The following is a 24,346-nucleotide window of genomic DNA, read 5'->3' as shown; positions in this document are numbered from 1 at the left end:
TAAAGGCAGTAATGTCATAGTCGAGTAGTACTAATAATCCGTAAGCTTATGTACACCCTTTTTCCCGAGAGCGAAAGCTCTCGGGAGAGAACTTTCTAAATCAATACTTCTTTTCTTTATCTCAGTATGTTAAGATATTTGCTCGCGCAAGAGCAGTAACTAGTGAAAAGTAACTGGTAAAGAGTCTAAGGACTACTTACTAAGCGCTAAGGACTAATTACTAACAACCTTAAGGTGGTTATTGCGGCGGGGCTCACCTCTTCCCATCCCGAACAGAGTAGTTAAGCCCGCCTGCGCAGATGGTACTGCAGTTATGTGGGAGAGTATGTCGTCGCCTTTCTTTTGAAAACCCTGTTTCGTAAGTCACAGGGTTTTTTATTCTTACTTTATTTATATAGTTATAAGTAAATAAAGGTACCTTAGCTCAGATGGTAGAGCAATGGACTGAAAATCCATGTGTCCCTGGTTCGATCCCTGGAGGTACCACATAATGCTCGGATGGTGAAATTGGTAGACACGCTGGACTTAAAATCCAGTGAACAGCAATGTTCGTGCGGGTTCAAGTCCCGCTCTGAGTACTAAAAACTTCAATAGGCTTTTGTTAATTGAAGTTTTTTTTTGATATAAACTAAAAGATATTATTTCAATATTTAAGTTTATGATTTTATAGAGTTTACTTTCACAACCAAAATAATGAAATTACGCTAAATACTCTTGAATCATGATTCGGCCTAAAAGAATTTATATTCATGAATATGTCAATAAACTATTCTTTTCTACTTTCGAGCTGAACATTAAATTTACCCAGGTAAGGATTGTCAGCCATTTGGGAATGTCCAATTACTATAATATAATTTCCTTTTTGTTTAAGCTGGATTTCCAAATCCATTCCGAATGGACCGTCTGAGGTTTTATCAGGAAAAATAATTTGGTTGAAACGGATGTTTCCTTTGCCTCCGGCTGGAAGAATCTTTGCGTTCAATTTACCTCCTTCTTCACTCTTAAATTTGACATATACTCTTGAATGAATAGAATCTAAGGTACCTTCAGTGTTAAACGATCCTTTTTCATTCGTTAAATTCACAAAAATAGTGTCGCCAACTTGTTTGTTCTCTTCTTTGTTTTCCTTTGCGGAAACTGGCTCTGAGAGCGGAACAGAAACCTTCTTGATTTCTTTTTGCTGGCAGGAAAAGAAGAAAACTGATATTAAAAGCATTAAATAATTTTTCATAAAATATTTTTAGTAAAGTATTGGAAATTTACTTCTGTAATCAGATAATATGGTTACAGAAGTTAATCTTTTTAATATTGATAGAATTGAATGATTCATTTTGTTGCTTTATCAAAACACATTTCCTTGATAACACAAAAATTCAGTAACTGTTACGTCAGAATTAGAAGTATCTTTTTATTCCGTAGCCATCATTTCAAAAGTTCCGGGTAGATTCTCGCTTTCCTCTGATTCCTCTTCTTCCCAGTCATTTTCGTCATACTCTGAATCGAAATCATCCTCTAAGTCTTCTTCCAGTTCTACAGTCTCTAACCGATTGTAGCTATTAGAGGTTAATGCAAGATTGCCTTTGAGATAATCATCATAATTTAGTAATAGCTGTTCCTCGTAAGATGTAATATCTTCTGAAGGATCTTCAGACATATAAAAGTAGTTTTCGGATTTCATACAAATAATTTTAGTTAATGAGTTACTGTTTTTCGTTTCATTATTAATAAAAGTACAGTTTATAGCTCAGGTGATTTTATATAATTCTTCTTAAGAATTGTTGAATTCTAATGTATCGTTTCTTATATGAAATGTAAATAGCGGGTATATAAACTAAGGTTTTTATATAAAATGATAAGAATGAAATAATTAAAACACTTACAATCAATGTATTATGTTTTTGTTTGATACTTAATTCGGGAATTCCGATACGATATTCCTGAATTTCGAGATAGTGTATTTGTGAGGAGTGGGATATTAGCCTAGTTTTGACTTCGGAAAAATGAGACATTTTTTGCAGAGAGACGTCGATGTGAGAAAGTGACTTCTTTCTATAAGTAATTGGCCAATTACCGGATTATTAATTGTTTTTTTATAATCCTAAAAAATTAATGCAGTGTCGCGTCAGCAACTGACAGACAGAAATATTAAAATGTTTAATTTTAAAAATATAATCATGAATTTAGAAGAATTGAATTTAGTTGAGCTTAATGCTCAAGAGGTGCAAGAAACTGAAGGTGGATGGCCACGTCTTACAGGATTCCTTGATGGAATTGATGGAAATCTTGAATGGCATTGGTGGTAGAATCTACCATGTAAATTAACTAAAAGAGAGAGAGTAAAAATACGATCTCTCTTTTTTATAATTTAAGAATGAAATATAAAATAGTTTTAATAGCACTTTTCTTTTTTATTGGTTGTAAATCCGTATTGTGTTCACAAGAATTTAGAGACCAGCTGTCTAATGAGAAAATTTTTTTTGTAGAAATCTATTCTGATAAAGGAAATTTAATAGGCAGTACTAGCGCAGATGGCTTAATGTCTAAAGATTTGACAAATAAAATACTATCATCGGATACAAAATATTTGACTTTTGTTAATTCATTCTATCAAAATAAACTTGTTGCGATAAAAGACTATAATATCAATTCTATTGTGACAATGCAACCAATTACAAATGAGTTACAAGAAGTTGTAATCTCTAATATAAAGGATAAAAACCAATATTTGGTTATTAGCGCATATGTCAGGAGTGTACAGATTAATAATGACAGAGTTCATTATTTTATGGATGGAATTGTAGAATATTACATTTCATTAAAAACAAAAAAAATAAAATTGAAATTTATTTCCAATCGTTCTTTTGAGAATAAATCAATACCTCAATTAAAAGAAAAAGGTTTTAAAATTTATTTCCAGATCGTTGGAGCTCCAATGTGAAGCAAACTTTTAGATTATAATAATTTAAATGAAAGTTACGATTTGCAAAAAGAGTCGATTGATGTAAATATTAGAAATAAGGGTGAAAACAGTTTGAGAGGGTCATTACACCTGGATTCTAATACTACTGGTTTGAGTTTAGCGATTATTACGGATGACAAACCAAAAGTAATGAAAGGTCTGGGCGTAGAAAACACTTTGAATAATTATACGATTAATTCTCTTTTTAACAATGAAAAATTTGAAGAAATAGGATTTAATTCGTTGTTGTATTTTAAAGAAATTCGAAATTATTCAATAAAAGCCCGAAAAGATATAGAAACTCAAAAAGTGGATGCTATACATGAAGTTTTTGTTTTGAAGTCTCGTCTTTCTGAAAATATTGATGCTAAAGGATTGGATAATAATTATAGTTTTAAAAAATCAAGTTCTCATCAAAATGATTATTGGAAACATATTGACAATATTCTTTTTCAGCCATTGCCCAAATCTGTCGAAAAATTTATTGAAGAAAATCTGACCGAGATAAAAGAATAATTTATCAATCTGCTCTATCAGGTATTATTAATAAAATTAAAAGACTAAAGTGTCAGAGCTTTTAATTTATATAAAAAAACAACTTCATGAACTTCAGTTCAGATCCCGTAAATACTCTTGAGAATTTAATATCAAGAAATAAAACCAAGAGCATATCTATATACATTATAATCGTTTTAGGAGTATTGATTTTTTTGATATCCTTACCGATTATAAAAATAGATATTAGCAGCCAAAGCCGTGGTATTGTTAGAAGCACTACTGACAATGTTCCTGTTACTGCTATTGTTAGTGGACGCATTATTTGGCTTAATCTAAAGAATAATGCTGTGGTAAAAAAAGGTGACACACTTATAAAAATTGCAAAGCAAAACCTTGAAACCGAAAAAAATACTCAATATATATTATCAAGTTCTGTTAATGAACTTCTTCAGGATATAAACTCAATTTTATCAGGTTATACTTCACATTTGAAAACTTCTACGGCAAGAAAAGATTTTATCAAATTTGAGTCCCGAAAAAACGAATTACAAAGCAAAGTTTCTCAGACTCAAATTAATTTCAACCGGAATAAAGGTTTATACAATAAAAATATTATTGCTAAGGCAGAATATGAGAAGTACGAATACGAATTGCGTTCTGCTAATGAAGCATTAAAAAGTTATGTAAGCGAGCAAAAATCGGTTTGGGAAAATCAAAAAAGAGATTTGGAAGAACAATTAAAAAACTTAAACGGAAGCGTTGAAAAATTAAAAGTTGAAGAGCATGATTATTTTATTACAGCTCCAATTTCTGGAACAATAGAAAATTTTTCTGGTTTGCAGCCAGGTTCATTTTTAAACTTGTCCCAGCCAATTGCAACTATTTCCGCAGTTGATCATTTAATTGTAGAAAGCTCTGTTTCTTCAAATGATATTGGCCTTATTCATAAAAACCAAAAAGTAAAATTTCAACTTGATGCTTTTAACTATAACCAATGGGGTTTTCTGGAAGGAAATGTAATCGATATTGACAGAAATGTTTCAATACAAGAAAATCAGACCTTTTTTAAAGTGCGATGCGAGTTAAAGTCAACAGAAATGAAACTTAAATCGGGTTACAAAACACAGGTTTCAAAAGGAATGACGCTTACAAGCCGCTATATCATAGCCAGAAGAAGCTTATACGAATTATTATTTGACAAAGTAGATGACTGGCTCAACCCAAAACAATTATCAACAGATAATTAGCAATTAAAAAATGGCATCAATAAAAATTAAACAGCATGATATAAAAGATTGTGGTGCTGCTTGTCTCGCTTCTATAGGAAATCATTACCAGGTTAATCTCCCAATAGCCCGAATCCGACAGTATGCCAATACTGATAAACATGGTACCAATGTTCTGGGTATTATTGAAGCTGCAGAAAAAATGGGTTTTACAGCAAAAGGAGTAAAAGGTGGTATCGACTCTTTAGATAAAATTCCTTTACCGGCAATTGCGCATGTGATTATAAAAGAGCAATTGCATCATTATGTTGTAATCTGCAAAGTCCTAAAAACAAAAGAGGAAAGCAAGTCAAAGATTACAGTAATGGATCCGGGTTGTGGAAAAATGGAAACGTATACTTATGAAGAATTCAAAAAAACCTGGTCGGGCGTATTAATCCTCTTTTCTCAAAATGATGAATTTAAAACGTACAACGAAAAAGTCTCACCTATTACCCGTTTTTGGCATTTGATACAACCGCATAAAAACATTTTGGTTCAGGCGTTGACAGGCGCAATTATTTTTACAGTTTTGGGATTGGCAATGTCAATATACATTCAAAAAATAACGGATTATGTTTTGGTCGATGGAAATCGAAAACTGCTTAACTTATTGAGTATATCGATGCTGGGAGTTATTTTGCTTCAGGGTTACATTGGTTCCCAAAAAAGTATTTTTGTAATGAAGACAGGGCAGTTGATTGATGCAAAATTAATTCTTGGATACTACAAACATTTGCTTCATTTGCCCCAGCGATTTTTTGATACTATGCAAATAGGGGAAATTACTTCCAGAATAAATGATGCTGTAAAAATCAGATCCTTTATAAACGAAGTTGCAATTGATATGATTGTCAATATTTTTATTGTCATTTTTTCATTCGTATTAATGTTCACTTATTATTGGAAACTGGCTTTGGTAATTTTAATTGTAATCCCTTTTTATGGTCTGATTTACTTTGTAATGAATAAATTCAATAAAAAAGTAGAACGGAATATTATGGAGAATGCAGCAGAGCTCCAAACACAATTAGTTGAAAGCGTTACTCATGTGCGAACGGTTAAAGAATTTGGTATAGAGGATTTTTCAAACTTAAAAACAGAAAACAAATTTGTAAAACTTTTGTTTACAACTTACAAATCAGGACTGAATGGTATTTTTTCGACTACTTCAACACAATTTTTAGCTTCTGTATTTACTGTTATTTTAATGTGGATCGGTTCTGGTTATGTTATTGACAGAGTGATAACTCCAGGAGAGTTATTTTCATTTTACGCTCTGATTGGCTATTTTACTTCTCCTGTTGCTTCTATTATTGGCATGAATAAAACGGCTCAGAATGCTTTAATAGCTGCAGACAGGCTTTTTGAGATCATGGATTTAGAACGTGAAAAGACAGAAAATAAAATTGAATTGCAGAAAGAAAACATAGGAGATATAAAATTTGAAAATGTAAGTTTTAGATATGGTTCGCGAATGGACGTTTTTAAAAACTTTAATGCTGTATTCAAAAAAAATCAGACAACAGCGATAGTTGGAGAAAGCGGTAGCGGAAAAACTACATTAATTTCCCTTCTTCAAAATTTATATCCTGTTAAAGAAGGGAAAATTTATATTGGAGATTATGATACTCAGTTTATTCATTACAAAAGCTTAAGACAATCTATTGGGGTTATTCCTCAGCAACTTAATCTATTCTCCGGAAATATTATCGAAAACATTGCTTTAGGAGATTCTGTCCCAAACATTAAAAGAATATTAGATTTATCAAAACAATTAGGAATAACTGAATTTGCAGAAAAACTACCAAATGGTTTTGAAACACAAATTGGTGAAAATGGCGCTATGTTATCCGGAGGTCAAAAGCAAAGAATCGCTATTGCGAGGGCATTATATAAAAATCCGGATATTTTATTGATGGATGAAGCTACATCTTCACTGGACACAAGTTCAGAAATGATTGTTCAGCAAACTATTAATGATTTCAAAAAAGAAGGTAAAACTATTATTATAATAGCACACCGTCTAAGTACAATTGCCAATGCAGATAAGATACTGGTAATGGAAAATGGAAAAATTACAGAATCAGGTAATCATCATGATTTATTAGAAAAAAAGGAAAAATATTTTGACCTATGGAAAAAGCAAAGTCTGGTTTAAGTAAGTGAATCTTTGTATTCGCGAATAAATTCAGAAACACAAATATTTCACATTTCTTTAAAAAAATATAGTGGTCTGTAAAATTATATTTTAATAATTTGCGTATTGTATTTTAGTCCTACTGTCAGATGAGAAGGATTTAGCAAACGAGATCCCGAAATTTCCGCTTTTCATACCGTTTTCACCCGTTGATTTCATCGCTAATCAGGACCCTTAACCGGGCTGGACCAAAGGCAAGTGTATCACTTTTGTATTTAAAAGGATTTGGCAAATCCGAAAATAGAGCTTAATTTAGTCCGAAACCCGCTGCAGTAGCGAAACATTGTGCCCAATTTTAAAATAACAAAAAAACGAATGAAATTATTTCCAAAAAGCGAGTATATTTTCAGTATAATTGGAGAAGAAACAGAAACCCTTGAACGTTTAAAAAGAAGAACTGAACTGTCTGAGAGTCTGACTTCAAATATAACCGACAAATCATTTCGTGGAATAGTTAAAGACAATACATTTAGAGTCATATCCTCAGAAATTGGCAAAGGTGCATTTTGTGTTTTAACAGGCAAAATTGTTAACAAGGATGGACAAGTAGAAATTGAAATTAATAAAGCCTTCAGGATTTTGCTAAGTGTTTTATTGTGTCTTCCTTTCATTGGTTTAATTGCTCAATTTTTTTCTAAGAAAGAAGAGTTTTCAATCATCTTTATACTTGTAGCAATTCTACAGTTATTAATGATTCGATATGTGTTTATTGAATTGGCATTCAGAAGATTATCAAAATCCAGTTTAAATAAACTGAGTGATGTACTGGACATAGACCACATTCAAAAAAGCTAAGTACAACAGCTACTACAACGAATTTGGTAATTGGCTTAATGAAAAGTTTTATAAGTACTTATTGATATAAAAACTATTGATTTTAACCAGGACCACAAAACTAATTGTTAGGTTAAAATACTATATTTTCCAACCTCCACAGAATAAAACACCGATAATGTCGTTTTTTTTAATTAAATACGATACTTATGGGTTTACTTGATTTTATGATAGTGGAGATCGCTATGGATTTGGGAACAGCAAATACATTGATAATTTATGACGGAAAAGTTGTGGTAGACAGTCCTTCAATTGTCGCCAGGGATATCAGAAACGGAAAAATTATTGCTGTAGGCAAAGAGGCAAGTTTAATGCAGGGTAAGACGCACGAAAATATTAAAACAATTCGGCCACTTAAAGACGGAGTTATTGCTGATTTTGATGCATCAGAGAAAATGATCAACTGGTTCATAAAAAACATACCTGAAATAAAGAAAAAATTTTTCACTCCGGCACTGCGTATGGTCGTCTGTATTCCAAGTGGTATTACGGAAGTCGAAATGAGAGCCGTAAAGGAGTCCTGTGAAAGAGTGAACGGAAAAGAAGTTTTTTTAATTCATGAACCAATGGCAGCAGCATTAGGTATGGGTTTAGATGTGATGCAGCCCAAAGGAAATATGGTGGTTGATATTGGTGGAGGAACTACAGAAATTGCTGTTATTGCACTTGGGGGAATCATTTGTGATAAATCCATAAAAATTGCAGGTGATGTTTTTACCGGGGATATATTATATTACATGAGAACGCATCATAACCTTTACATTGGTGAGGCTACGGCAGAGCAGATAAAAATTGAGGTTGGTGCCGCAATCGAAGAACTTGAAGATGCTCCGGAAGATATGATGGTCAGGGGTAGAGATCTGCTTACGGGCAAACCCAAAGAAGTCAGGATATCATCCAGGGAAATTGCAAGGGCTTTGGATAAATCGGTGCTACGAATTGAAGATGCTATTATGGTAACGCTTTCGCTAACACCACCTGAGTTGTCCGCCGATATTTATAATACCGGACTATATCTCGCCGGAGGTGGAGCAATGCTCCGTGGTCTTGATAAAAGAATTTCTCAAAAGACAGATCTTCCGGTATACATAGCCGAAGATCCTTTAAGAGCAGTGGTAAGAGGAACTGGTATTGTATTAAAAGACATAGATAAATACATAAGTGTACTGCTGAAATAGGAAGTTTTAAATGTGAACCTATTAAGTATTTATTTATCTATTAAAAGCACATGTAGTTAGTTTTAATAAAATTGACTACATGTTAAAATAATTTAAAATACACATTTATCAAGTTGTCCAACAACTAAATGGAGCCCTGTAGGTAAGGATATAAAAGTGATTTACTTTTTCAATAAATTCATATTAATGGGGCAACAACCTGTTGGTTGATTGGTACTCTTTCAAACACTAAACTCAGTATTAGATCGATTAGGCATTAAGTACATTGGACATACTTTCAAATAGTTTTTCTATATATTTACTGGAAAGCTAAATGGTTTCTATCATACAAATGTTAGGAGCTGATTAGCTATAATTTCTTTACTATCGCTTTGGTAAATTTTCTAATTGAAAATGAGCCAGGATTTTAAAAAATTATATTAATTATAAAAACTTAAATATGAAAACAATTGGACTTATTGGAGGATTATCCTGGGAAAGTTCTGCAATTTACTATAAGATATTAAATCAAAAGACAAATGAGATTCTAGGCGGAGTCCACTCTTGTAAATGCATCATGGTTTCAGTGGATTTTGGTGAAATTGCAAAATTACAGCATGAAGGAAATTGGGATAAGCTAGGCGAAATAATGATTGATTCGGCAAAGAGATTAGAAAAAGCCGGTGCGGATTTTATCGTCTTATGCACAAATACAATGCATAAACTTTCGGAATTAATTCAACAAAACATTAGTATTCCCTTTTTGCATATTGCGGATGCAACTGCAGAAGTAATTAAAGAAAAAGGAATTAAGAAGGTTGGACTTTTAGGAACAAAATTTACAATGGAACAGCCATTCATCAGGAATAGACTTATAAATACACATGGAATTGAAACTATAATTCCAAATGAAAAGCAAAGAAATGATATTCATAACATCATTTATAATGAGTTAGTAAAAGGAATAGTGAAAGACGAATCAAGAAAAATTTATATTGAAATAATTGAAGACTTAAAGAGGCTAGGTGCAGAAGGAATAATTTTAGGTTGTACAGAAATCATGCTACTTATCAATGAAAGTAACTGTGATGGTGTTATTTTCGATACAACTGAAATCCACGCTTTAAAAGCAATCGAATATGCAATTAAATAAATAACTTTTTTCTACGTTAAATACTGTAAATTCATTTAGATAAAAACATGAAAAAAAATCTAATATTATTAATTTCCATTTTTTCATTCCTGTTATCATGCCAGAAAGATGATATTCATGATTCAGATAAAGCAGATAATGATACAGAATATAAAGAGGAAATGCGGAAATTTGTAATTGGGATAAGCCAATATGCAAAATCCATAAACCCGGCTTTCAACATCATTCCTCAAAATGGTATAGAGCTGGTTTCAGGTAATGGAGACGTATCCGGAAATCCTCATATTGCTTATCTTAAAGCTATTGATGCCAACGGTCAGGAAGACTTATTTTTTGGATACGACCAGGATAATGTTGCTACAGACAATAAGGATAACGCTTATTTGCAGGGATTACTGAACATATCCAAAAAAGCAGGGAAAGTGATCCTGGTAACAGATTATTGTTCTGATCCTTCTAAGATGGAGAGTTCATATCTGCAAAATAAAAATGCCGGATACCTTTCATTTGCCGCCAATGAAAGAGAATTAAATACTATTCCAACTTTTCCTAATCCAATTTACCAGGAAAATGCAAATACGGTCAATGAGATTCCCCAGGCAAAAAACTTTCTTTATCTCATTAATCCATCTAAATTCAATACTAAAGTTGAATTCATCAATGCTGTAACTTCTACAAACTATGACCTTTTGATTATGGATTTATTTTTTACAGACGGAACAGCTTTTTCTAAAACTGAAATAAATCAGTTAAAAAACAAAGCTAATGGAGGGAAAAGACTGGTAATTTCTTATATGTCTATTGGTGAAGCGGAGAATTACAGGTATTACTGGAAAGATAGCTGGAGCAGTAGCCGTCCTGAATGGCTGGATGCTGAAAATCCGGACTGGAAAGGCAATTTTAAAGTTAAATACTGGAATGCTGACTGGCAAAAAATCATATATGGTACTGATAATTCATATTTGAAGAAAATAATCGATGCGAATTTTGATGGCGTTTATTTGGATATAATAGATGCTTTTGAGTATTATGAAAAATAAATTGTTATTGGGTTTTCAAAAGAAATGCAATATTAAAATTAAAAAGACCTATTAAATCTGCTGTGATATTTAATCTTATAACATGTCAAATAAAGCCTATACTAATGTAAAAATTGTAACCGACGGCACTATCATTGAAGATTCAGTGTTGTTAGTTTCCGCAAATAAGATTTCTGCTATTTTAAAAGATTATACTTCAATACCTGATGTAGAAATAGTAGATCTGCAGGGTGCCTATTTATGTCCCGGATTTGTGGATTTACAGGTCATGGGTGCCGGCGGTGCACTGTTTGGAAGCAACCCAAATGTGCAGGCTCTTTCTAAAATGGAAGAACATTTAATAAAAGAGGGAGTTATTGTGTTCTTACCCACAGTTTCTACTAACGCTGATAATGTAATAGATGAAGCTATTAAAAGTGCAGTGCAATACAGGAAATCAGGTGCGAGCAATTTTTTTGGACTGCACATTGAAGGACCTTTTATCAATCCAGCCAATAGGGGAGCTCATCCAAATGAATTTATAAGAAAAGCTAAAGTAAAAGAATTAGAAAACTGGTTTGACAAAGCACAGGGAGAAATAAAAATGCTGACAATAGCACCTGAACTTCAGAGCTTGGAAGTTTTAAATTGGCTTGAAAAAAACAATATTGTCACCTCAATGGGACATACAGGTGCCAATTACAATGAAACACGACAATTTTTGTCTGGAAAAAGAAAAGCGGTTACTCATCTTTACAATGGGATGCCAGGTCTTCATCATAGGAATCCAGGTCCAATCGCAGCTATTTTTGAAAGTAAACCTTTTACAAGTATTGTCGCTGATGGTGTTCATGTGGACTTTGCGATGGTTGCATTGGCAAAACGTAACTTACATGATTCACTTTACCTTATTAGTGATGCGGCAACTCCCTGTGAAAATGGAGTTTATAAACATACAGAGCGAGATGACAGGTATATAACTCTTGATGAAATAAGCGGTGATGAAGTTTTGTCCGGCTCTAAATTAACTATGCTCAAGGCTATTGAAAATTGTGTAAAATATGTTGATATCCCTCTGGCAGAAGCGGTTAATATGGCAACTTTATATCCTGCTCAGGTACTTGGAATTGCGAATGATTTTGGGTCAATTAAACCTGGAAGGATTGCAAGTTTTGTAATCTTTAATAAAAATTTTGAAATTTTAGAAGTTGTGTATAATGGTATTTCAATAAAATTGCAGGATAATAAAATCTAATTCTTAAACCTTTTTAGAGAAGTAATGAATCGCATAATAAATTCTGCCACAAAAGTTAGACTGATGAAATATCTTTTAAAACCGTCTTAACTTTTTGTGGCAAAAAAGGTATCCACTCCATTACGCCAATGATTCAAAGCTGACACATATATTTTATTGTTGTTTTCAATTTTCTTTGACTGCTTTTAAGGATTTTTAACGGATCCGGCCGTTGGATAGTTGGTGTATCCATCCTCTCCATCGACATAATAAGTAGCAGGATTGCTATTTGATAATGGTAAATTATACCTGAATCGTTCTGCCAAATCCGGATTGGCAATGAATGGGACGCCAAAAGAAACAAGATCAGCTGTACCATCACTCAGAATTGCATTTGCGCTTTCCTGTGTAAAACCTAGGTTGACCATCAGTCTTCCGCTGTAATTGTTCCGAAAATGACTGAAGTAATTATCCTGCAATATTTCTACTGCTGTGCCGGTTAAATCTTCCGCCGGCCCAACGATGTGCAGATAAGCTAAATCGTAGTCGTTCAGTTTTTTTAGAATATATTGGAATGTAGGTATAGTTTGCTCATCAGGACACATAATACCTACGTTGCTTATAGCAGCCGGAGTAAACTTTATGGCAACACGAGTACTGTCCCAAACTTCCAGAACAGCATCCAGAATTTCAAATATAATCTTTGAACGATTTTCAATACTGCCCCCATATTCATCAGTACGCACATTAGTCGCCAGACTTAGAAATTGTGGAATCAGCATTCCTGCCTGTGCATGTATTTCGATACCATCAAATCCGGCTAGTTTAGCATTTTGGGCTGCCTTTTTATAATCCTGTATTGTTTGCTTAATTTCAGGGACAGTAAACTCTCTTGGTGTTAGAGAATCTTTAAAACCCTCAGGTGTATAAGAGCGTGTTTGCGGATTGATGGCTGATGGCCCCACTGGTAGTTCTCCGTCAAAAAAATCGGGGTGTGATGCAGAGCCAATATGGCCTAATTGTGAGAAGATTAAACCACCTTTGTCATGTACGGCTTTAGTTACCATTTTCCATCCTTCTATTTGCTCGGGAGTATATATACCGGGTACATTAATAAAACCGATAGATTTTGAACTCACCCATGTTCCTTCACTCAGAATTAAACCTGCAGAAGCACGCTGCGCATAGTATTCAGCCATTAGTGATGTAGGCACAAGACCTTTATTAGCGGCACGACCTCTGGTAAGTGATGACATAACCATGCGGTTTTTCAATTTTAAATCGCCTAACTGGTATTCTTCTAATAGTATTTGTGGAGTATTTTTCATTGTTTTCATTTATTTCTTGCAAATCTCTGACATATATTTTTTCGACACAATATGGGTGAAACTAAGTGCCTAGGGATAAATTTATCCCCATATTGAAATAGCAATAAAATGACTAATTTTGTGCAAAGAGAATTAATATGTACGAAAGAAAGATTCCTCTCACCATAGATTGCGGTCTGCATCTGACCAGGGAAGTATTGAACGGGAAATGGAAACCAGCATTACTCAATGCGATTTCTATGGATATCAAGCGTCCAAGCGAAATCTTACGACTACTGCCAGAAGCAACTCGCAGGGTACTGAATGTCCAGCTCAAAGAACTTGAGGAACATGGCATGGTAACTAAAAAAGTTTATCCGGAATTACCTCCTAAAGTAGAATATTCGTTAACGGAAATTGGCTGGTCATTAATGCATGTTATTGACGCCATGAACCAATGGGGAGACTCAAATCGGTCATTTTTAGAGAATACTATTAAACAAGATCCGAAGATTAAACAAATTCAAAATCAGCCTGCCTGTCATATCGGAGTATGGTTCCTGAAGAAAAAAAATAGTATGATTTTCTGCTTTTAATTAGTAATTTTTTATTTTAGAAACTTCTAAATCTTTTACAGTATAAATAACTATTCAATTGAAAGTGAGAAAGATGTAATTCCGGTTTAGCAGTGGAAACAAATTTTAAAATTAGAAGGAAAAGCATTAAATTAAATGATTAACAGCTGAAATTTGCATAGCCACTCATATAACGTCCAAAAAGCATCAATCAAATTAAAAGGCTCGTTGACAGCAAAAGAATCCAATTTTTAGTCATTAGGATCTAGCTCCACATTACAACCTATGAAAATAAAAGTTTATTCCCCTTTAAATCCTTTACTTAAAAAATACATAGAGTCTATTTATATACTCACACATACATCTGAAGAAAGACCCGCCAAATACATAACTTTCCCATCTATTTTTACCATTGTATCCATAAGTGAAAAATCAAAAACTATTAATAAAGGAAATAAATTAATAATCAGGCAATGCGATGAAAATAAGATTGAAACAAATTTGGTATCTAATTTCAATAAGCCTGTGTATGTCCAGTATGAAGGAGAAATAAATGAAATTACGATCTATTTCAAACCTTTAGCTATTAGTTCATTTTTGAAGCATGAATTAAGCCATTACAACAGTTCAGGCTTTTCTGAATTTTCACCTTTTGAAGATTACAGAAAAGCTATGATTGAAATTCTTTCTTTGCAAAGTGATACTGAAAAAATTCAAGCTGTTGAAAGTTATTGGTTATCCAAATTAACAGGGTTTCAGCATAATTTTCTTGAAACTGTTTTGTCTGAAATTATGTGTGAAGAAAATGCAGCTTTAACAATTGAAGAACTATGTAAAAAAAATGCGATTTCACGTACCACATTAAACAAACACTTTGGGAGACATATCTGTAAAACACCTTCTCAATTCAAAAAGATACTAAGATTTAGAAATGCAGTTAATAAATACTCATCAGATAATGCAGGAAAAAAATTAACGGATATTGCATATGGTGTTGATTATTTTGACCAGTCCCATATGATAAGAGAATTCAAATCAGTGACCGGGTTCTCTCCTAAGGTTTTTTTCAAAAAAACAACTGCGCTGGAAAAAAAACAAATCCACTGGCTGTTTTTATAGATAGGTTTACATTTGTACAATTTTCCATTTTATGATTAAAGTAATTTTGTCACTTAATCATAAAATGAGGTCCATATGACAACTCGTCAAATATATTTTATTACATCTATCTTCCTGACAGCTCTTTTACAACCTACTGTGGTTAAATCACAAAATTTGGAAAGTATAGTGTATCCGATAAGCTCTCACTTAAAAAATCTTGAAAAAGAAAATCACTTAAGTGGGGTCGTTCTTATTGCAAAAAATGGCAAATCGATATATAGAGAAGCATTTGGTTTTGCCAATTTGCCGGACAGTATTAAAAATAAACCCGACACGAAGTTCAACTTGGCTTCTATAAACAAGATGTTCACAGCAATGGTTATCATGCAATTGGTGGAATCTGGTAAAATTTCGCTTCAGGATAAAGTAGGCAAATATCTTTTGGATTATCCCAATAAAACTGTTGCCGACTCTGTGACCATCCATCAATTATTAACGCACACTTCCGGAATGAACAGTTTTTGGGAGGAATACGATAAGCTTGCAAAAGAAAAATTCAAAACAGTTTCTGATTACCTTCCGTTGTTTGTTAATAAAAAACTGGCCTTTACTCCGGGTAGTGACTTCTTGTATAGCAATTCCGGATACATGGTTTTAGGATTAATCATTGAAAAGGTGTCGGGTCAAAATTATTTTGATTTCGTAAAAGAATACATATATAAACCTGCAAAAATGATTAATACTGATGCTTACGAATTGGATAATGCTATTCCAAATTTAGCTACCGGCTATACCATGTCATTGGAAGAACCAGGGCAATGGAAAAATAATATTTTCTCAAATCTAGCCAAAGGAACTCCTGCTGGTGGTGGCTATTCAACAGTTGACGATTTGTTAAGTTTCGCCAATGCTTTACAAAACAATCATTTACTTAGCAAAGAAAATACAGCTCTTTGTACATCAGGTAAAGTGAAGTATAGAGAAGGAATGTATGGATACGGGTTTGAAGAAAACACAATAAACGGACACCGAATTATTGGACATACTGGCGGGCATGATGGTATTGCAGGTGAACTAATGATGTATCCGGATTTGGGGTATACTGTTGTTATTCTGACAAATGGAGAAGTCGAAAATTATTGGGAAGTGAGTAATCTGATTAAAAAACAATTAGTGGGTTCAACACCATCAATTGACATTTTTTTTTACACTAAAGCTATAATTAAGACAGTATGCAATAAAGGGTATGAAGCCGGCATTAAGGAAATAGAACAAAATTCAAAGAAATATTTATTAAGAGAAAATCTTATTGAAAGATATGGCTGTAAGCTATTGTTCGAAAAAAAGACAAATCAGGCAATAGATTTATTTAAGTTAAATAATCACTTTTTTCCAAACTCAACCTATGGCTATTATTATATAAGTGAGGCGTATAGGTTTTCAGGTCAAAAAAAGCAAGCGATTGAATATCTAAAGTTATACATTGAAAAAGAGCCCGAAGACAATGATGCTAAATTAAAATATAAATTGCTGATGAAATAGCTAGCTCTAACATTTGCTGCAATAGATTTGGCATTTGGCTTATTTAAAAATTGTAAATGTTTGCAAACCTTTTCATAATGATTTGAAAAAGATTGCGATGATGTGGCGCATATTTTTACAATTCCCGATTTTCTTAAGGACATTATAGAAGCTGTAAGAGTTTTTGATTTTTTTATCATTTTGATTTTTATACCCTTTATGGCTGTGTATACTTTCAGTTTTATTAAATTTTCAAAAGATAAACAGGAAAAGATATGGATCACTTTTTTATGGTTTCTGGTTTATCTGTTAATGCTGTCCTGGATAGTGGCCATTCTCATAGTATAATCGAGGTCATTGTGCCCGTCGCATCATCTTGCTGATCTACAATGTGCCAATCTTCCTGTTCTGGCCAGTTAACGGTCAGTGGTTCCGTTTTTCTACCCGACTGGGCATTGCTATGGCTTCTGATAATGCTTCTGACATTAGTTTGAATTTGACTAAAGATGACCTCATTTTTGCCCGTATCAGGATTTAATTCGAATGATTTAAAATTTCTAAAGCTTAACAGTTTTTCAAGAGTGCAACCACACATATCTTCATAGACATTTTCAGGAAGTAAACCTAAATTAAAGGAATATTCTTTTTCAAAGTTTTGTTCTTAAGCATGATTAAAATGCAAAGAAGTACCAACAGAAGAGTAAAAGCTGAAATTACAGAGATGGCAAATATTTTTTTTTAGGATCATATTTTTTAGTTTTTCTGCCAACGTTCCGGCAATTGACGGGTATGGGAAAATCGGGACTGCTTATTTACGGTTAAATTAAAAATTTCCAGCGAAGCAAAAACAGGAATTTCACATAATTCGAAATCTCGCTGCACCCAATTGCCCGCAGATGTTTTTATTTAAGTGTCCACATTTCGCCTGCGCCTGCTGGAAAATAAATTTTGTTATTATCTACAATGGGTGTTGAAATGCCGTAATTAAATTGTTGAATGAAATTTACTTTTCCTGTATTACTGTTTATTGAATATAAATTACGGTTAATAGTTCCAAAATAAATATTCTCCTTAAAATGTGTGATAGTACTTTCTGCGCAATCTTTTTTCAGGTTTAATAACCAATTTGTTCTGCCAGTCTCAAGATTTACAGAAATGACTTTGTTATCATAAGTACTTAAAATTATGTTGTCATTCACCACACAAGGTTCATAATGTAAATCACAATTTAAAGATGCCGACCAGATTTCATCTCCGCTATGATAATCCAGCATCAAAATTTTTCCTTTTTTGAAGTCTTTGTCAAGACAGACCAAAAGACCTTTTTTTGTATTGATTTGGCTTATATTGGAAAATTTTTCATATTTGTTTTCCCACATAATCCTGCCATTTTCGTTATTAACAGCCAAAAGTTTTGCACTAAGTTCCGAATGTCCTAAATAGACGGTGTTTTTAAAAAAAGCAGGTTTGTTGGTCTGCATACTATTTGAATCTTTGCCTAAGTACCAAATTACATTACCATCTGTTTTATTGAGTTTGCTAAATCCATTCCCTTGGACCGAACCATACAGATAATTGTCATTTTCAGCCAGATCTTTTCTTAAATTTATCTCACCGTTAACTTTCCATTTTAATTTCCCCTTTGGATCAAAACAGCATAAATCAGTTCCATATTCCTGCAGAAATAAATTTTCGTTGGATAGTAAGGGTTTGTGAAATGGATTGTAATCACTTTCAAATTTTAAATGCACTTTTGCATCTTCTAAATTTACCGAATAAAAAAATCTGCTGGTATTTCCGAAATATAACTTGTTGTTTTTTGCCACCAGCGTGGTTGGTACCCAGTCAAATTGTTTATTTCTCCACAGTAATTTTACATATTTTGGGTTGTTGTCAAGTGAAGTTTCATTGTCCTTTTTACAACCAAAAAGACAAATTAGAAAAAGGAGGATTAAAGATTTGGTTATTTTCATTCTTGTTTCTCTCTAAAATAGTTGCGAATGCTCCATTGCCAGAAGAGGTTTAGGGTTAAATTAAGTCTTGTTTTCGGATTAGCCAAAACTCGCAAATAAAAATGATTTTAAATTCAGCCAGCCGCCCGTGTTAACGGATCGTTTTATTTCTAATGCTCTGTTAAATCTGTATAATAAAAGTATAAATTTAAAACCCGTTGTCTTATTATTTCGCAATATTCAGAGTAATAATTAATATCAAGCGGACTGCCGTCAAATCTTTTTGAAAACCAATTGAACTCTTTATTTTTAAAATTTTCCCAGGAAGTTTGAGCAGTTATTAATTCAGTTCTTTCCGATTGATCGCATTCTTTTTTTGAAAGCGCATAATATTTTTCTACTAATTTTTCGTACTGACGGGTTTTGTTTTTAATAAGTTCTAAATGTTCCAGAGTGTTAATTTTTAGAGACATAATCAATCTTCTGTTAAAGTACTGAATTTTAAAAGTATCGATTGCAAATTCAGAATAAATGTTTTTTGTAAAAGGATTCATTTGTTGTGCTTCGACTTCTTCTTTTAAACCTTTAATTTTACTTTCAATTTCAATAGTAATTTCTGTTTCTAATTGTTTTCTGGTATTTTGGGAAAAACAAAAATTCTGCGAAAGAAATAGAAAAGTAAGTATCGGTAAGAGTAGTTTTATTTTCATTACAAGGTTGTTTGCATTTATTTTTGGAGTCGAAACTACATTTTTTTTGTTTCTGCAGGTAAATTCCAAATTTGATAATCCCATTTTATGTTTCTTTAAACGGCTTCGTCTGTAAATGTAACATTTTTTAGATGCGAAGTATTTTAACATCTGATTTTTAGTGTAGTTTCGGTCAAACTATCCGCTAGCATCATGGCGCTTGGCGAGGTTGGTTACTTAGATGTGGGATTTTCGTTTAAACATAAATTTTCCAATGACATTAGCAATTTTTCATTACGCCTAGTGCCCAATCCGTTGCAATAGCTGTTTGGGGTCGTGTTTCTTTTGTTTGTTTACGCATTCTGGTTTAAGTACTGTTTATAGTTTTAGTTTATTTTCTTTTTTGGAAACGTAACTCAAAAATTACAGATAGTATTAACAGTAAATTCAAAAAAAAGGCTGAAGTCCAAATAAGCGGAGTTTTTTTTCCTGAGAAGCCATATCCCCAATAAAGCAATAGTAAAAAAGAAAAGCAGTACAATCCCGCTATAACGATCAATCCATTTATAATATAGGCAAGGAATTTTTTTGAATAAATTTTGATACTAATTTTTCTGAATATATGGATAAGAAGAACTAAAGTCAGTCCTAAGTTTAATATTGATTCCAACATAAATTCTTTGGTGATAAAAAAATCCAACTGCAGTATTATTATAATCAATACTGAGATTGTAATAGTAGCTCGCCTTACTGTTTTTTCAAATTCTGTTCCCATGCCAAGTATTAACTGTTATTTGCTGTCTTTATTTCCTTTTATATTCACTTCCAAAACCTGTTTTCTTATAATGTGAATGATTTAAAATCAGATTGTTTTCCTTATTAATTCCAATTCTGGCTCTGTCCAATTCTCCATTAAGTCAATTGCCCAAATCTTTTCCAGTAGGTGATGTAGGCTGTTTTTCTATTCAGTAATCAATTTTTAATAAACTTTCTTATAGTTCCTTTTTTTAATTTATGACTTAAATTTCCACATTCTATCCTAATCATTTCGTCATTGTATTTCGTTTTTCCAAATTCAATGAGAAAACAACCTGTTTCACCTGAAACGACTAAAGAATCGTTATTCCAATAAGCTTCTGTAACGTTACCAACAAAACCTTGGTGTTCATTGTGCAAAGAAATGGAAGAAAACATTTCCAGGTATTCAATTTTAAATTCATCATTTATTTTCACTGAATTACTACATGAAACTAATGTCATTACAGTAAATAGTACTGAGTATTTTATGATTTTCATTTGACAATGTCTTTTAAAATTGCTTATAACGTTGTGCTAATAGCTGGTTTTGGAATAAATTAGCCTGAGGCAGAGCCTCGGAATTCAACTGATTAAAGTGAGGCAATTCCTCGAATTTCCCACCCAAGCCATAGCGAACAGGCCCAGCAAATAATCCAAATACAAAACCAGTTTTACAATAAGCAGATTGCCCGAATCTGTTGTGATAGCTGTTATATGCTGTTATTTTTCTACGCTTATTTGTGATTATTTTTGCTGTTGTTCGGATTTGATTGAATAGCTATTATTTCTTTTTTTCCAATTGTAAATAGGCAGGCATATAAAAGTTACTATAGCGGTCATTGCTGCGGCATATCCAAACCATTCTTTAATAAGTTGTTGTTTCCCATATTCTGTATAGTAAGTAGTTGAACCAAAATCGTAATAGAATTTAAAAACAGCTAATCCAATTAGAAAAACTGGAAATCCTATTAGTAATGAAGGCATTACTTTAATTTCAATGCCAAAAACTAATTTGTAACTAGTTATAAAAAACAGGAAAATAAGAAATATAAAAATAAGATTTGTATATACAGCCAAATAGCCAATAAAGTTTATCAACCATAAATTGAAGGAAAGGACAAGTCCGCAAATTAGTCCGTAGATAATTATGAATCCGTATATTCTATTCAGCCTTATTTTGTTTTCGGTTGCCATATTACGATAATTTAAAATCAGATACCAGTCAAAAAGGTATTGGATGAGTTTTGTCTTGTTTTTCTGTTCATATTGAATGAAATGGTATGTCGCTGTGAAAATAAATCAGTTGCCCTCCTTAGGCTGTCAACGAATTAAATCATTAATTACCGGTTAGCTCATTAGCTGATATCCTGATGGGCAGACGGTAGGTCATGCCCCATTTGGAAGGATCGGAAGTAAAAAGGCCTGGTATGTTTTTTTCTTTTAACCTTCCCAATATCTCCCTGCAATAGGTCTCCACAGCGTCGTTTAAGCATTTTATTTCACCTTTCTTAACCAATTCATAACCGGACAGGGCACCCTCACAGTCGGTATGGAAGCTCACCCAGACAGTATAATCCACAACAGGGCAGTTCTCACCGGCATCAAAGCCGCTGCGCATCGACATAAAACTGTTCTGGCCCTGCGTGTTCTTATCGATCGTCAGGCTCCCATAGCTGGTCTGTATCCGGACCCGGGTATGGGACAGGCTGTCTGAGACGGCAACCTGGGCCGAGGTAGGGTGTAGGGTGGAAAGAATGAAGGTAACCAGGAATACGAAGTTTTTCATGTTTTGCGGGTATAATACCGTGGGACTAAGACGGATTAAATATGCGGAATTTTTCCATGCTATGCAAATGGGAGCACTTTAAAAGTTTGTTGTTGTTGTTGTATTTTTCTTTTTCGTTCCAGGATTGAGGGGAGGGAGGTTGTGCACGTCCGGTATTTAGACAGGTATGCTTTGCTGATTTGAAATGTATTTAATTTTAAAACAATAGGTTGATTATCACGTTATATCTTTTGTTGGAATGGACGCAGCCGAAAACCTGAAAAAGCTGAATCTTTCCGCTATTGCTATACCTCAATACTTCAATTTCGCAATTCTGAGGCTTTTTTTATACCTTTGCAATATGATAAATCAAGATTCTATAGTTGCTTTGGCGACACCTTCTGGAGCTGGTGCAATTGCTATAATTCGTATTTCAGGTTCTGATGCTATTACAATTGGAAACAGCGTTTTTAAATCCATAAGAAATAAGGATTTAACTAAGCAAAAAACACATACGCTTCATTTGGGCCACATAGTGGATGAAACAAAAACGCTTGATGAAGTTTTAGTTTCGATTTTTAAAGGACCTAACTCTTATACAGGCGAAAATACTATAGAAATTTCTTGTCATGGTTCGACTTATATCCAGCAGCAGATTATTCAGTTATTATTGAGAAAAGGCTGCAGAATGGCAGATGCAGGAGAATTTACATTGAGAGCTTTCTTAAACGGAAAACTTGACTTATCTCAGGCAGAAGCCGTTGCCGATTTAATTTCATCTGATAATGAAGCTTCGCATCAGATTGCTATGCAGCAAATGCGTGGTGGTTTTAGTAACGAAATTGCAAAACTGCGAGAAGAACTTTTGAATTTTGCTTCGCTAATAGAATTAGAATTAGACTTCGCTGAAGAAGATGTTGAATTTGCTGACAGAACTCAGTTTCATGAATTGCTGAACAGAATTGAATTTGTCCTAAAGCGTTTAATTGATTCTTTTGCCGTCGGAAATGTGATTAAAAACGGAATACCGGTGGCAATTGTCGGGGAACCAAATGTTGGAAAATCTACCTTACTAAATGCTTTATTAAATGAGGAACGCGCCATTGTTTCTGACATAGCCGGAACTACACGTGATACGATTGAGGACGAACTGGTAATTGGCGGAATCGGTTTTAGATTTATTGACACAGCTGGTATTCGCGAAACAAAAGATGTTGTTGAAAGCATTGGAATCAAAAAAACTTTTGAAAAAATAGAACAGGCACAAGTAGTAATCTATTTATTTGACGGTTTGAAATTTCAGGTATCAAGTTCTGACTTTGTTTCTGAGATTGAACAAATCAAAAATAAGTATCCCTTAAAGCCTCTGATTATTGTGGTTAATAAAAAGGATGTTTTATCTGTTGATGAAGCATTAAACATCACGAATCAGCTCGAAAACTTAAATGCAAAACTTCTTTTGATTTCGGCTAAAGAAAAAACCGGAGTTGATGATCTGAAGAATGAATTACTTTCATTTGTAAATACCGGCGCGCTTCGTAATAATGAAACAATCGTAACTAATACAAGGCATTATGATTCTTTATTAAAAGCTTTAGATGAAATACAAAAAGTAAAATTTGGTTTAGAAACCGGTCTTTCAAGCGACTTAATGGCTCTTGATATCCGGGAAGCTTTATATCAGTTCGGGCTTATTACAGGTCAGGTTACAAATGATGAATTGTTGGGTAATATTTTTGCTAATTTTTGTATTGGGAAATAACAAAAAACAGAAACAAAAAACGAGTTAAAGTGTTAACAATAAATATTTTAACTCGTTTTTTGTTTCTGTTTTCTTTTGGTTAAAATCGTTACTAGCTTTGATGATCAGTTCCATATTTTTTTAAACTCAAATACTGAAAGAAGTTCCCATAACCCTAAAAGGTCTGATTAAAATAAAGGATACCGTCTTTTGAAATTAGCAAGGTGAATATAACCCCCTCATAGGCCATAGCCAGTGAAATTAATTGGCAGCATTTAAGAATCTGCAAAACAAAAAAAACGCAAAGTTATACAGTACTGATATTCATAATAGAAACCGGACTTACTCATACTATCATTTTTAGACAGGATACGGAATATCTCTTGTCACAATTGTTTCTGACCAACAATTCACTGGTATTCAGTTTGTCACAGAAATAAAAAGTAATCGAAAGAAATAGAAAAAATTAACTTTTAGCATAGTTTACAGTTTTTGATGATTGTGGCGTATATATTGTACCCAATCCGGAAGCCAATTTGCATTTATTGGATAATCCTGCTTAAATTTAGCAAGGAACC

General features: G+C 33.2%; 23 protein-coding genes, 2 tRNA genes and 1 rRNA gene. 17 read left to right on the top strand and 9 right to left on the bottom strand.

Annotated features, from left to right (window positions below; all coding sequences use genetic code 11):
- Positions 1–230 precede the first annotated feature (230 nt).
- From rrf to DCO46_RS12905, 3 genes are all read left to right on the top strand, one after another.
- A 5S ribosomal RNA gene (gene rrf, locus DCO46_RS12915) occupies positions 231–340 on the top strand.
- A gap of 73 nt (positions 341–413) precedes the next feature.
- Positions 414–486: transfer RNA gene (locus DCO46_RS12910), tRNA-Phe, on the top strand.
- A gap of 6 nt (positions 487–492) precedes the next feature.
- Positions 493–578 (top strand) — tRNA-Leu (locus tag DCO46_RS12905).
- A 188-nt stretch (positions 579–766) separates the two neighbouring features.
- On the opposite strand, the gene DCO46_RS12900 is transcribed toward DCO46_RS12905, so the two are convergent.
- Positions 767–1,231 (bottom strand): hypothetical protein, encoded by a 465-nt coding sequence (locus tag DCO46_RS12900; RefSeq protein WP_116752938.1) that lies wholly within the window; start codon positions 1,229–1,231, stop codon positions 767–769.
- Positions 1,232–1,408: 177 nt separating this feature from the next.
- Positions 1,409–1,678, bottom strand: a complete 270-nt coding sequence (locus tag DCO46_RS12895; protein WP_124019565.1) for a hypothetical protein — start codon at positions 1,676–1,678, stop codon at positions 1,409–1,411.
- A 436-nt stretch (positions 1,679–2,114) separates the two neighbouring features.
- Here DCO46_RS12895 and DCO46_RS22690 point away from each other — a divergent pair, with 436 nt between their 5' ends.
- The 10 genes from DCO46_RS22690 to nagA all read left to right on the top strand — a co-directional run bounded on the left by DCO46_RS22690 (position 2,115) and on the right by nagA (position 12,340).
- Positions 2,115–2,303 (top strand): hypothetical protein, encoded by a 189-nt coding sequence (locus DCO46_RS22690; protein ID WP_116752936.1) that lies wholly within the window; start codon positions 2,115–2,117, stop codon positions 2,301–2,303.
- 68 nt (positions 2,304–2,371) lie between these two features.
- Positions 2,372–2,938, top strand: a complete 567-nt coding sequence (locus DCO46_RS12885) for a hypothetical protein (RefSeq protein ID WP_116752935.1) — start codon at positions 2,372–2,374, stop codon at positions 2,936–2,938.
- A 42-nt stretch (positions 2,939–2,980) separates the two neighbouring features.
- Positions 2,981–3,475 (top strand): hypothetical protein, encoded by a 495-nt coding sequence (locus DCO46_RS12880; RefSeq protein ID WP_116752934.1) that lies wholly within the window; start codon positions 2,981–2,983, stop codon positions 3,473–3,475.
- 86 nt (positions 3,476–3,561) lie between these two features.
- Entirely contained in the window at positions 3,562–4,704 is a 1,143-nt protein-coding gene (locus tag DCO46_RS12875) for an HlyD family secretion protein (protein ID WP_116752933.1), read from the top strand.
- A gap of 10 nt (positions 4,705–4,714) precedes the next feature.
- Complete coding sequence (locus DCO46_RS12870; RefSeq protein WP_116752932.1) at positions 4,715–6,883, top strand: peptidase domain-containing ABC transporter; 2,169 nt, start codon at positions 4,715–4,717, stop codon at positions 6,881–6,883.
- Between the two features lie 354 nt (positions 6,884–7,237).
- Complete coding sequence (locus DCO46_RS12865; RefSeq protein WP_116752931.1) at positions 7,238–7,717, top strand: hypothetical protein; 480 nt, start codon at positions 7,238–7,240, stop codon at positions 7,715–7,717.
- Between the two features lie 188 nt (positions 7,718–7,905).
- Positions 7,906–8,934, top strand: a complete 1,029-nt coding sequence (locus DCO46_RS12860) for a rod shape-determining protein (protein WP_116752930.1) — start codon at positions 7,906–7,908, stop codon at positions 8,932–8,934.
- Between the two features lie 439 nt (positions 8,935–9,373).
- Positions 9,374–10,066: an aspartate/glutamate racemase family protein gene (locus DCO46_RS12855; protein ID WP_116752929.1), complete on the top strand. Its 693-nt coding sequence runs from the start codon at positions 9,374–9,376 to the stop codon at positions 10,064–10,066.
- Positions 10,067–10,113: 47 nt separating this feature from the next.
- On the top strand, positions 10,114–11,106 hold the full coding sequence (locus tag DCO46_RS12850; protein WP_116752928.1) for an endo alpha-1,4 polygalactosaminidase: 993 nt from the start codon (positions 10,114–10,116) through the stop codon (positions 11,104–11,106).
- Positions 11,107–11,188: 82 nt separating this feature from the next.
- Complete coding sequence (gene nagA, locus DCO46_RS12845) at positions 11,189–12,340, top strand: N-acetylglucosamine-6-phosphate deacetylase (RefSeq protein WP_116752927.1); 1,152 nt, start codon at positions 11,189–11,191, stop codon at positions 12,338–12,340.
- A gap of 185 nt (positions 12,341–12,525) precedes the next feature.
- Here the strand turns inward: nagA and DCO46_RS12840 are convergent, their stop codons facing one another.
- On the bottom strand, positions 12,526–13,647 hold the full coding sequence (locus tag DCO46_RS12840; protein ID WP_116752940.1) for an alkene reductase: 1,122 nt from the start codon (positions 13,645–13,647) through the stop codon (positions 12,526–12,528).
- A 137-nt stretch (positions 13,648–13,784) separates the two neighbouring features.
- Here DCO46_RS12840 and DCO46_RS12835 point away from each other — a divergent pair, with 137 nt between their 5' ends.
- From DCO46_RS12835 to DCO46_RS12825, 3 genes are all read left to right on the top strand, one after another.
- Positions 13,785–14,222: a winged helix-turn-helix transcriptional regulator gene (locus tag DCO46_RS12835; protein ID WP_116752926.1), complete on the top strand. Its 438-nt coding sequence runs from the start codon at positions 13,785–13,787 to the stop codon at positions 14,220–14,222.
- 264 nt (positions 14,223–14,486) lie between these two features.
- Positions 14,487–15,320 carry a helix-turn-helix domain-containing protein gene (locus DCO46_RS12830; RefSeq protein WP_116752925.1) on the top strand — a complete coding sequence of 278 codons (834 nt, stop codon included), beginning with the start codon at positions 14,487–14,489 and terminating at the stop codon, positions 15,318–15,320.
- 75 nt (positions 15,321–15,395) lie between these two features.
- Entirely contained in the window at positions 15,396–16,844 is a 1,449-nt protein-coding gene (locus DCO46_RS12825; RefSeq protein WP_116752924.1) for a serine hydrolase domain-containing protein, read from the top strand.
- A gap of 316 nt (positions 16,845–17,160) precedes the next feature.
- Here DCO46_RS12825 and DCO46_RS12815 read toward each other — a convergent pair whose 3' ends face one another.
- From DCO46_RS12815 to DCO46_RS22570, 6 genes are all read right to left on the bottom strand, one after another.
- Positions 17,161–17,418 carry a hypothetical protein gene (locus DCO46_RS12815; protein WP_116752922.1) on the bottom strand — a complete coding sequence of 86 codons (258 nt, stop codon included), beginning with the start codon at positions 17,416–17,418 and terminating at the stop codon, positions 17,161–17,163.
- 307 nt (positions 17,419–17,725) lie between these two features.
- Positions 17,726–18,796, bottom strand: a complete 1,071-nt coding sequence (locus DCO46_RS12810) for a PQQ-binding-like beta-propeller repeat protein (protein WP_116752921.1) — start codon at positions 18,794–18,796, stop codon at positions 17,726–17,728.
- Positions 18,797–18,945: 149 nt separating this feature from the next.
- Positions 18,946–19,569 carry a lysozyme inhibitor LprI family protein gene (locus DCO46_RS12805; RefSeq protein ID WP_116752920.1) on the bottom strand — a complete coding sequence of 208 codons (624 nt, stop codon included), beginning with the start codon at positions 19,567–19,569 and terminating at the stop codon, positions 18,946–18,948.
- Positions 19,570–20,436: 867 nt separating this feature from the next.
- Positions 20,437–20,760 (bottom strand): hypothetical protein, encoded by a 324-nt coding sequence (locus DCO46_RS12795; protein WP_124019564.1) that lies wholly within the window; start codon positions 20,758–20,760, stop codon positions 20,437–20,439.
- Between the two features lie 246 nt (positions 20,761–21,006).
- Entirely contained in the window at positions 21,007–21,246 is a 240-nt protein-coding gene (locus tag DCO46_RS22685) for a hypothetical protein (protein ID WP_165828937.1), read from the bottom strand.
- 352 nt (positions 21,247–21,598) lie between these two features.
- The gene (locus DCO46_RS22570; RefSeq protein ID WP_124019563.1) at positions 21,599–22,048 is read right to left on the bottom strand and encodes a hypothetical protein; all 450 of its coding nucleotides are present in this window, start codon (positions 22,046–22,048) and stop codon (positions 21,599–21,601) included.
- A 340-nt stretch (positions 22,049–22,388) separates the two neighbouring features.
- On the opposite strand from DCO46_RS22570, the gene mnmE reads away from it, so the two are divergent.
- A complete protein-coding gene (mnmE, locus tag DCO46_RS12780) occupies positions 22,389–23,789 on the top strand; it encodes a tRNA uridine-5-carboxymethylaminomethyl(34) synthesis GTPase MnmE (protein ID WP_116752939.1) in 1,401 nt (466 codons plus the stop codon).
- Positions 23,790–24,346: the final 557 nt, after the last annotated feature.

This window comes from Flavobacterium sp. HTF (genome assembly GCF_003105115.1).
Classification (GTDB): domain Bacteria; phylum Bacteroidota; class Bacteroidia; order Flavobacteriales; family Flavobacteriaceae; genus Flavobacterium.
Note: the sequence above shows the minus strand (reverse complement) of the source record. Positions and strands in the feature narration are given on the sequence as shown.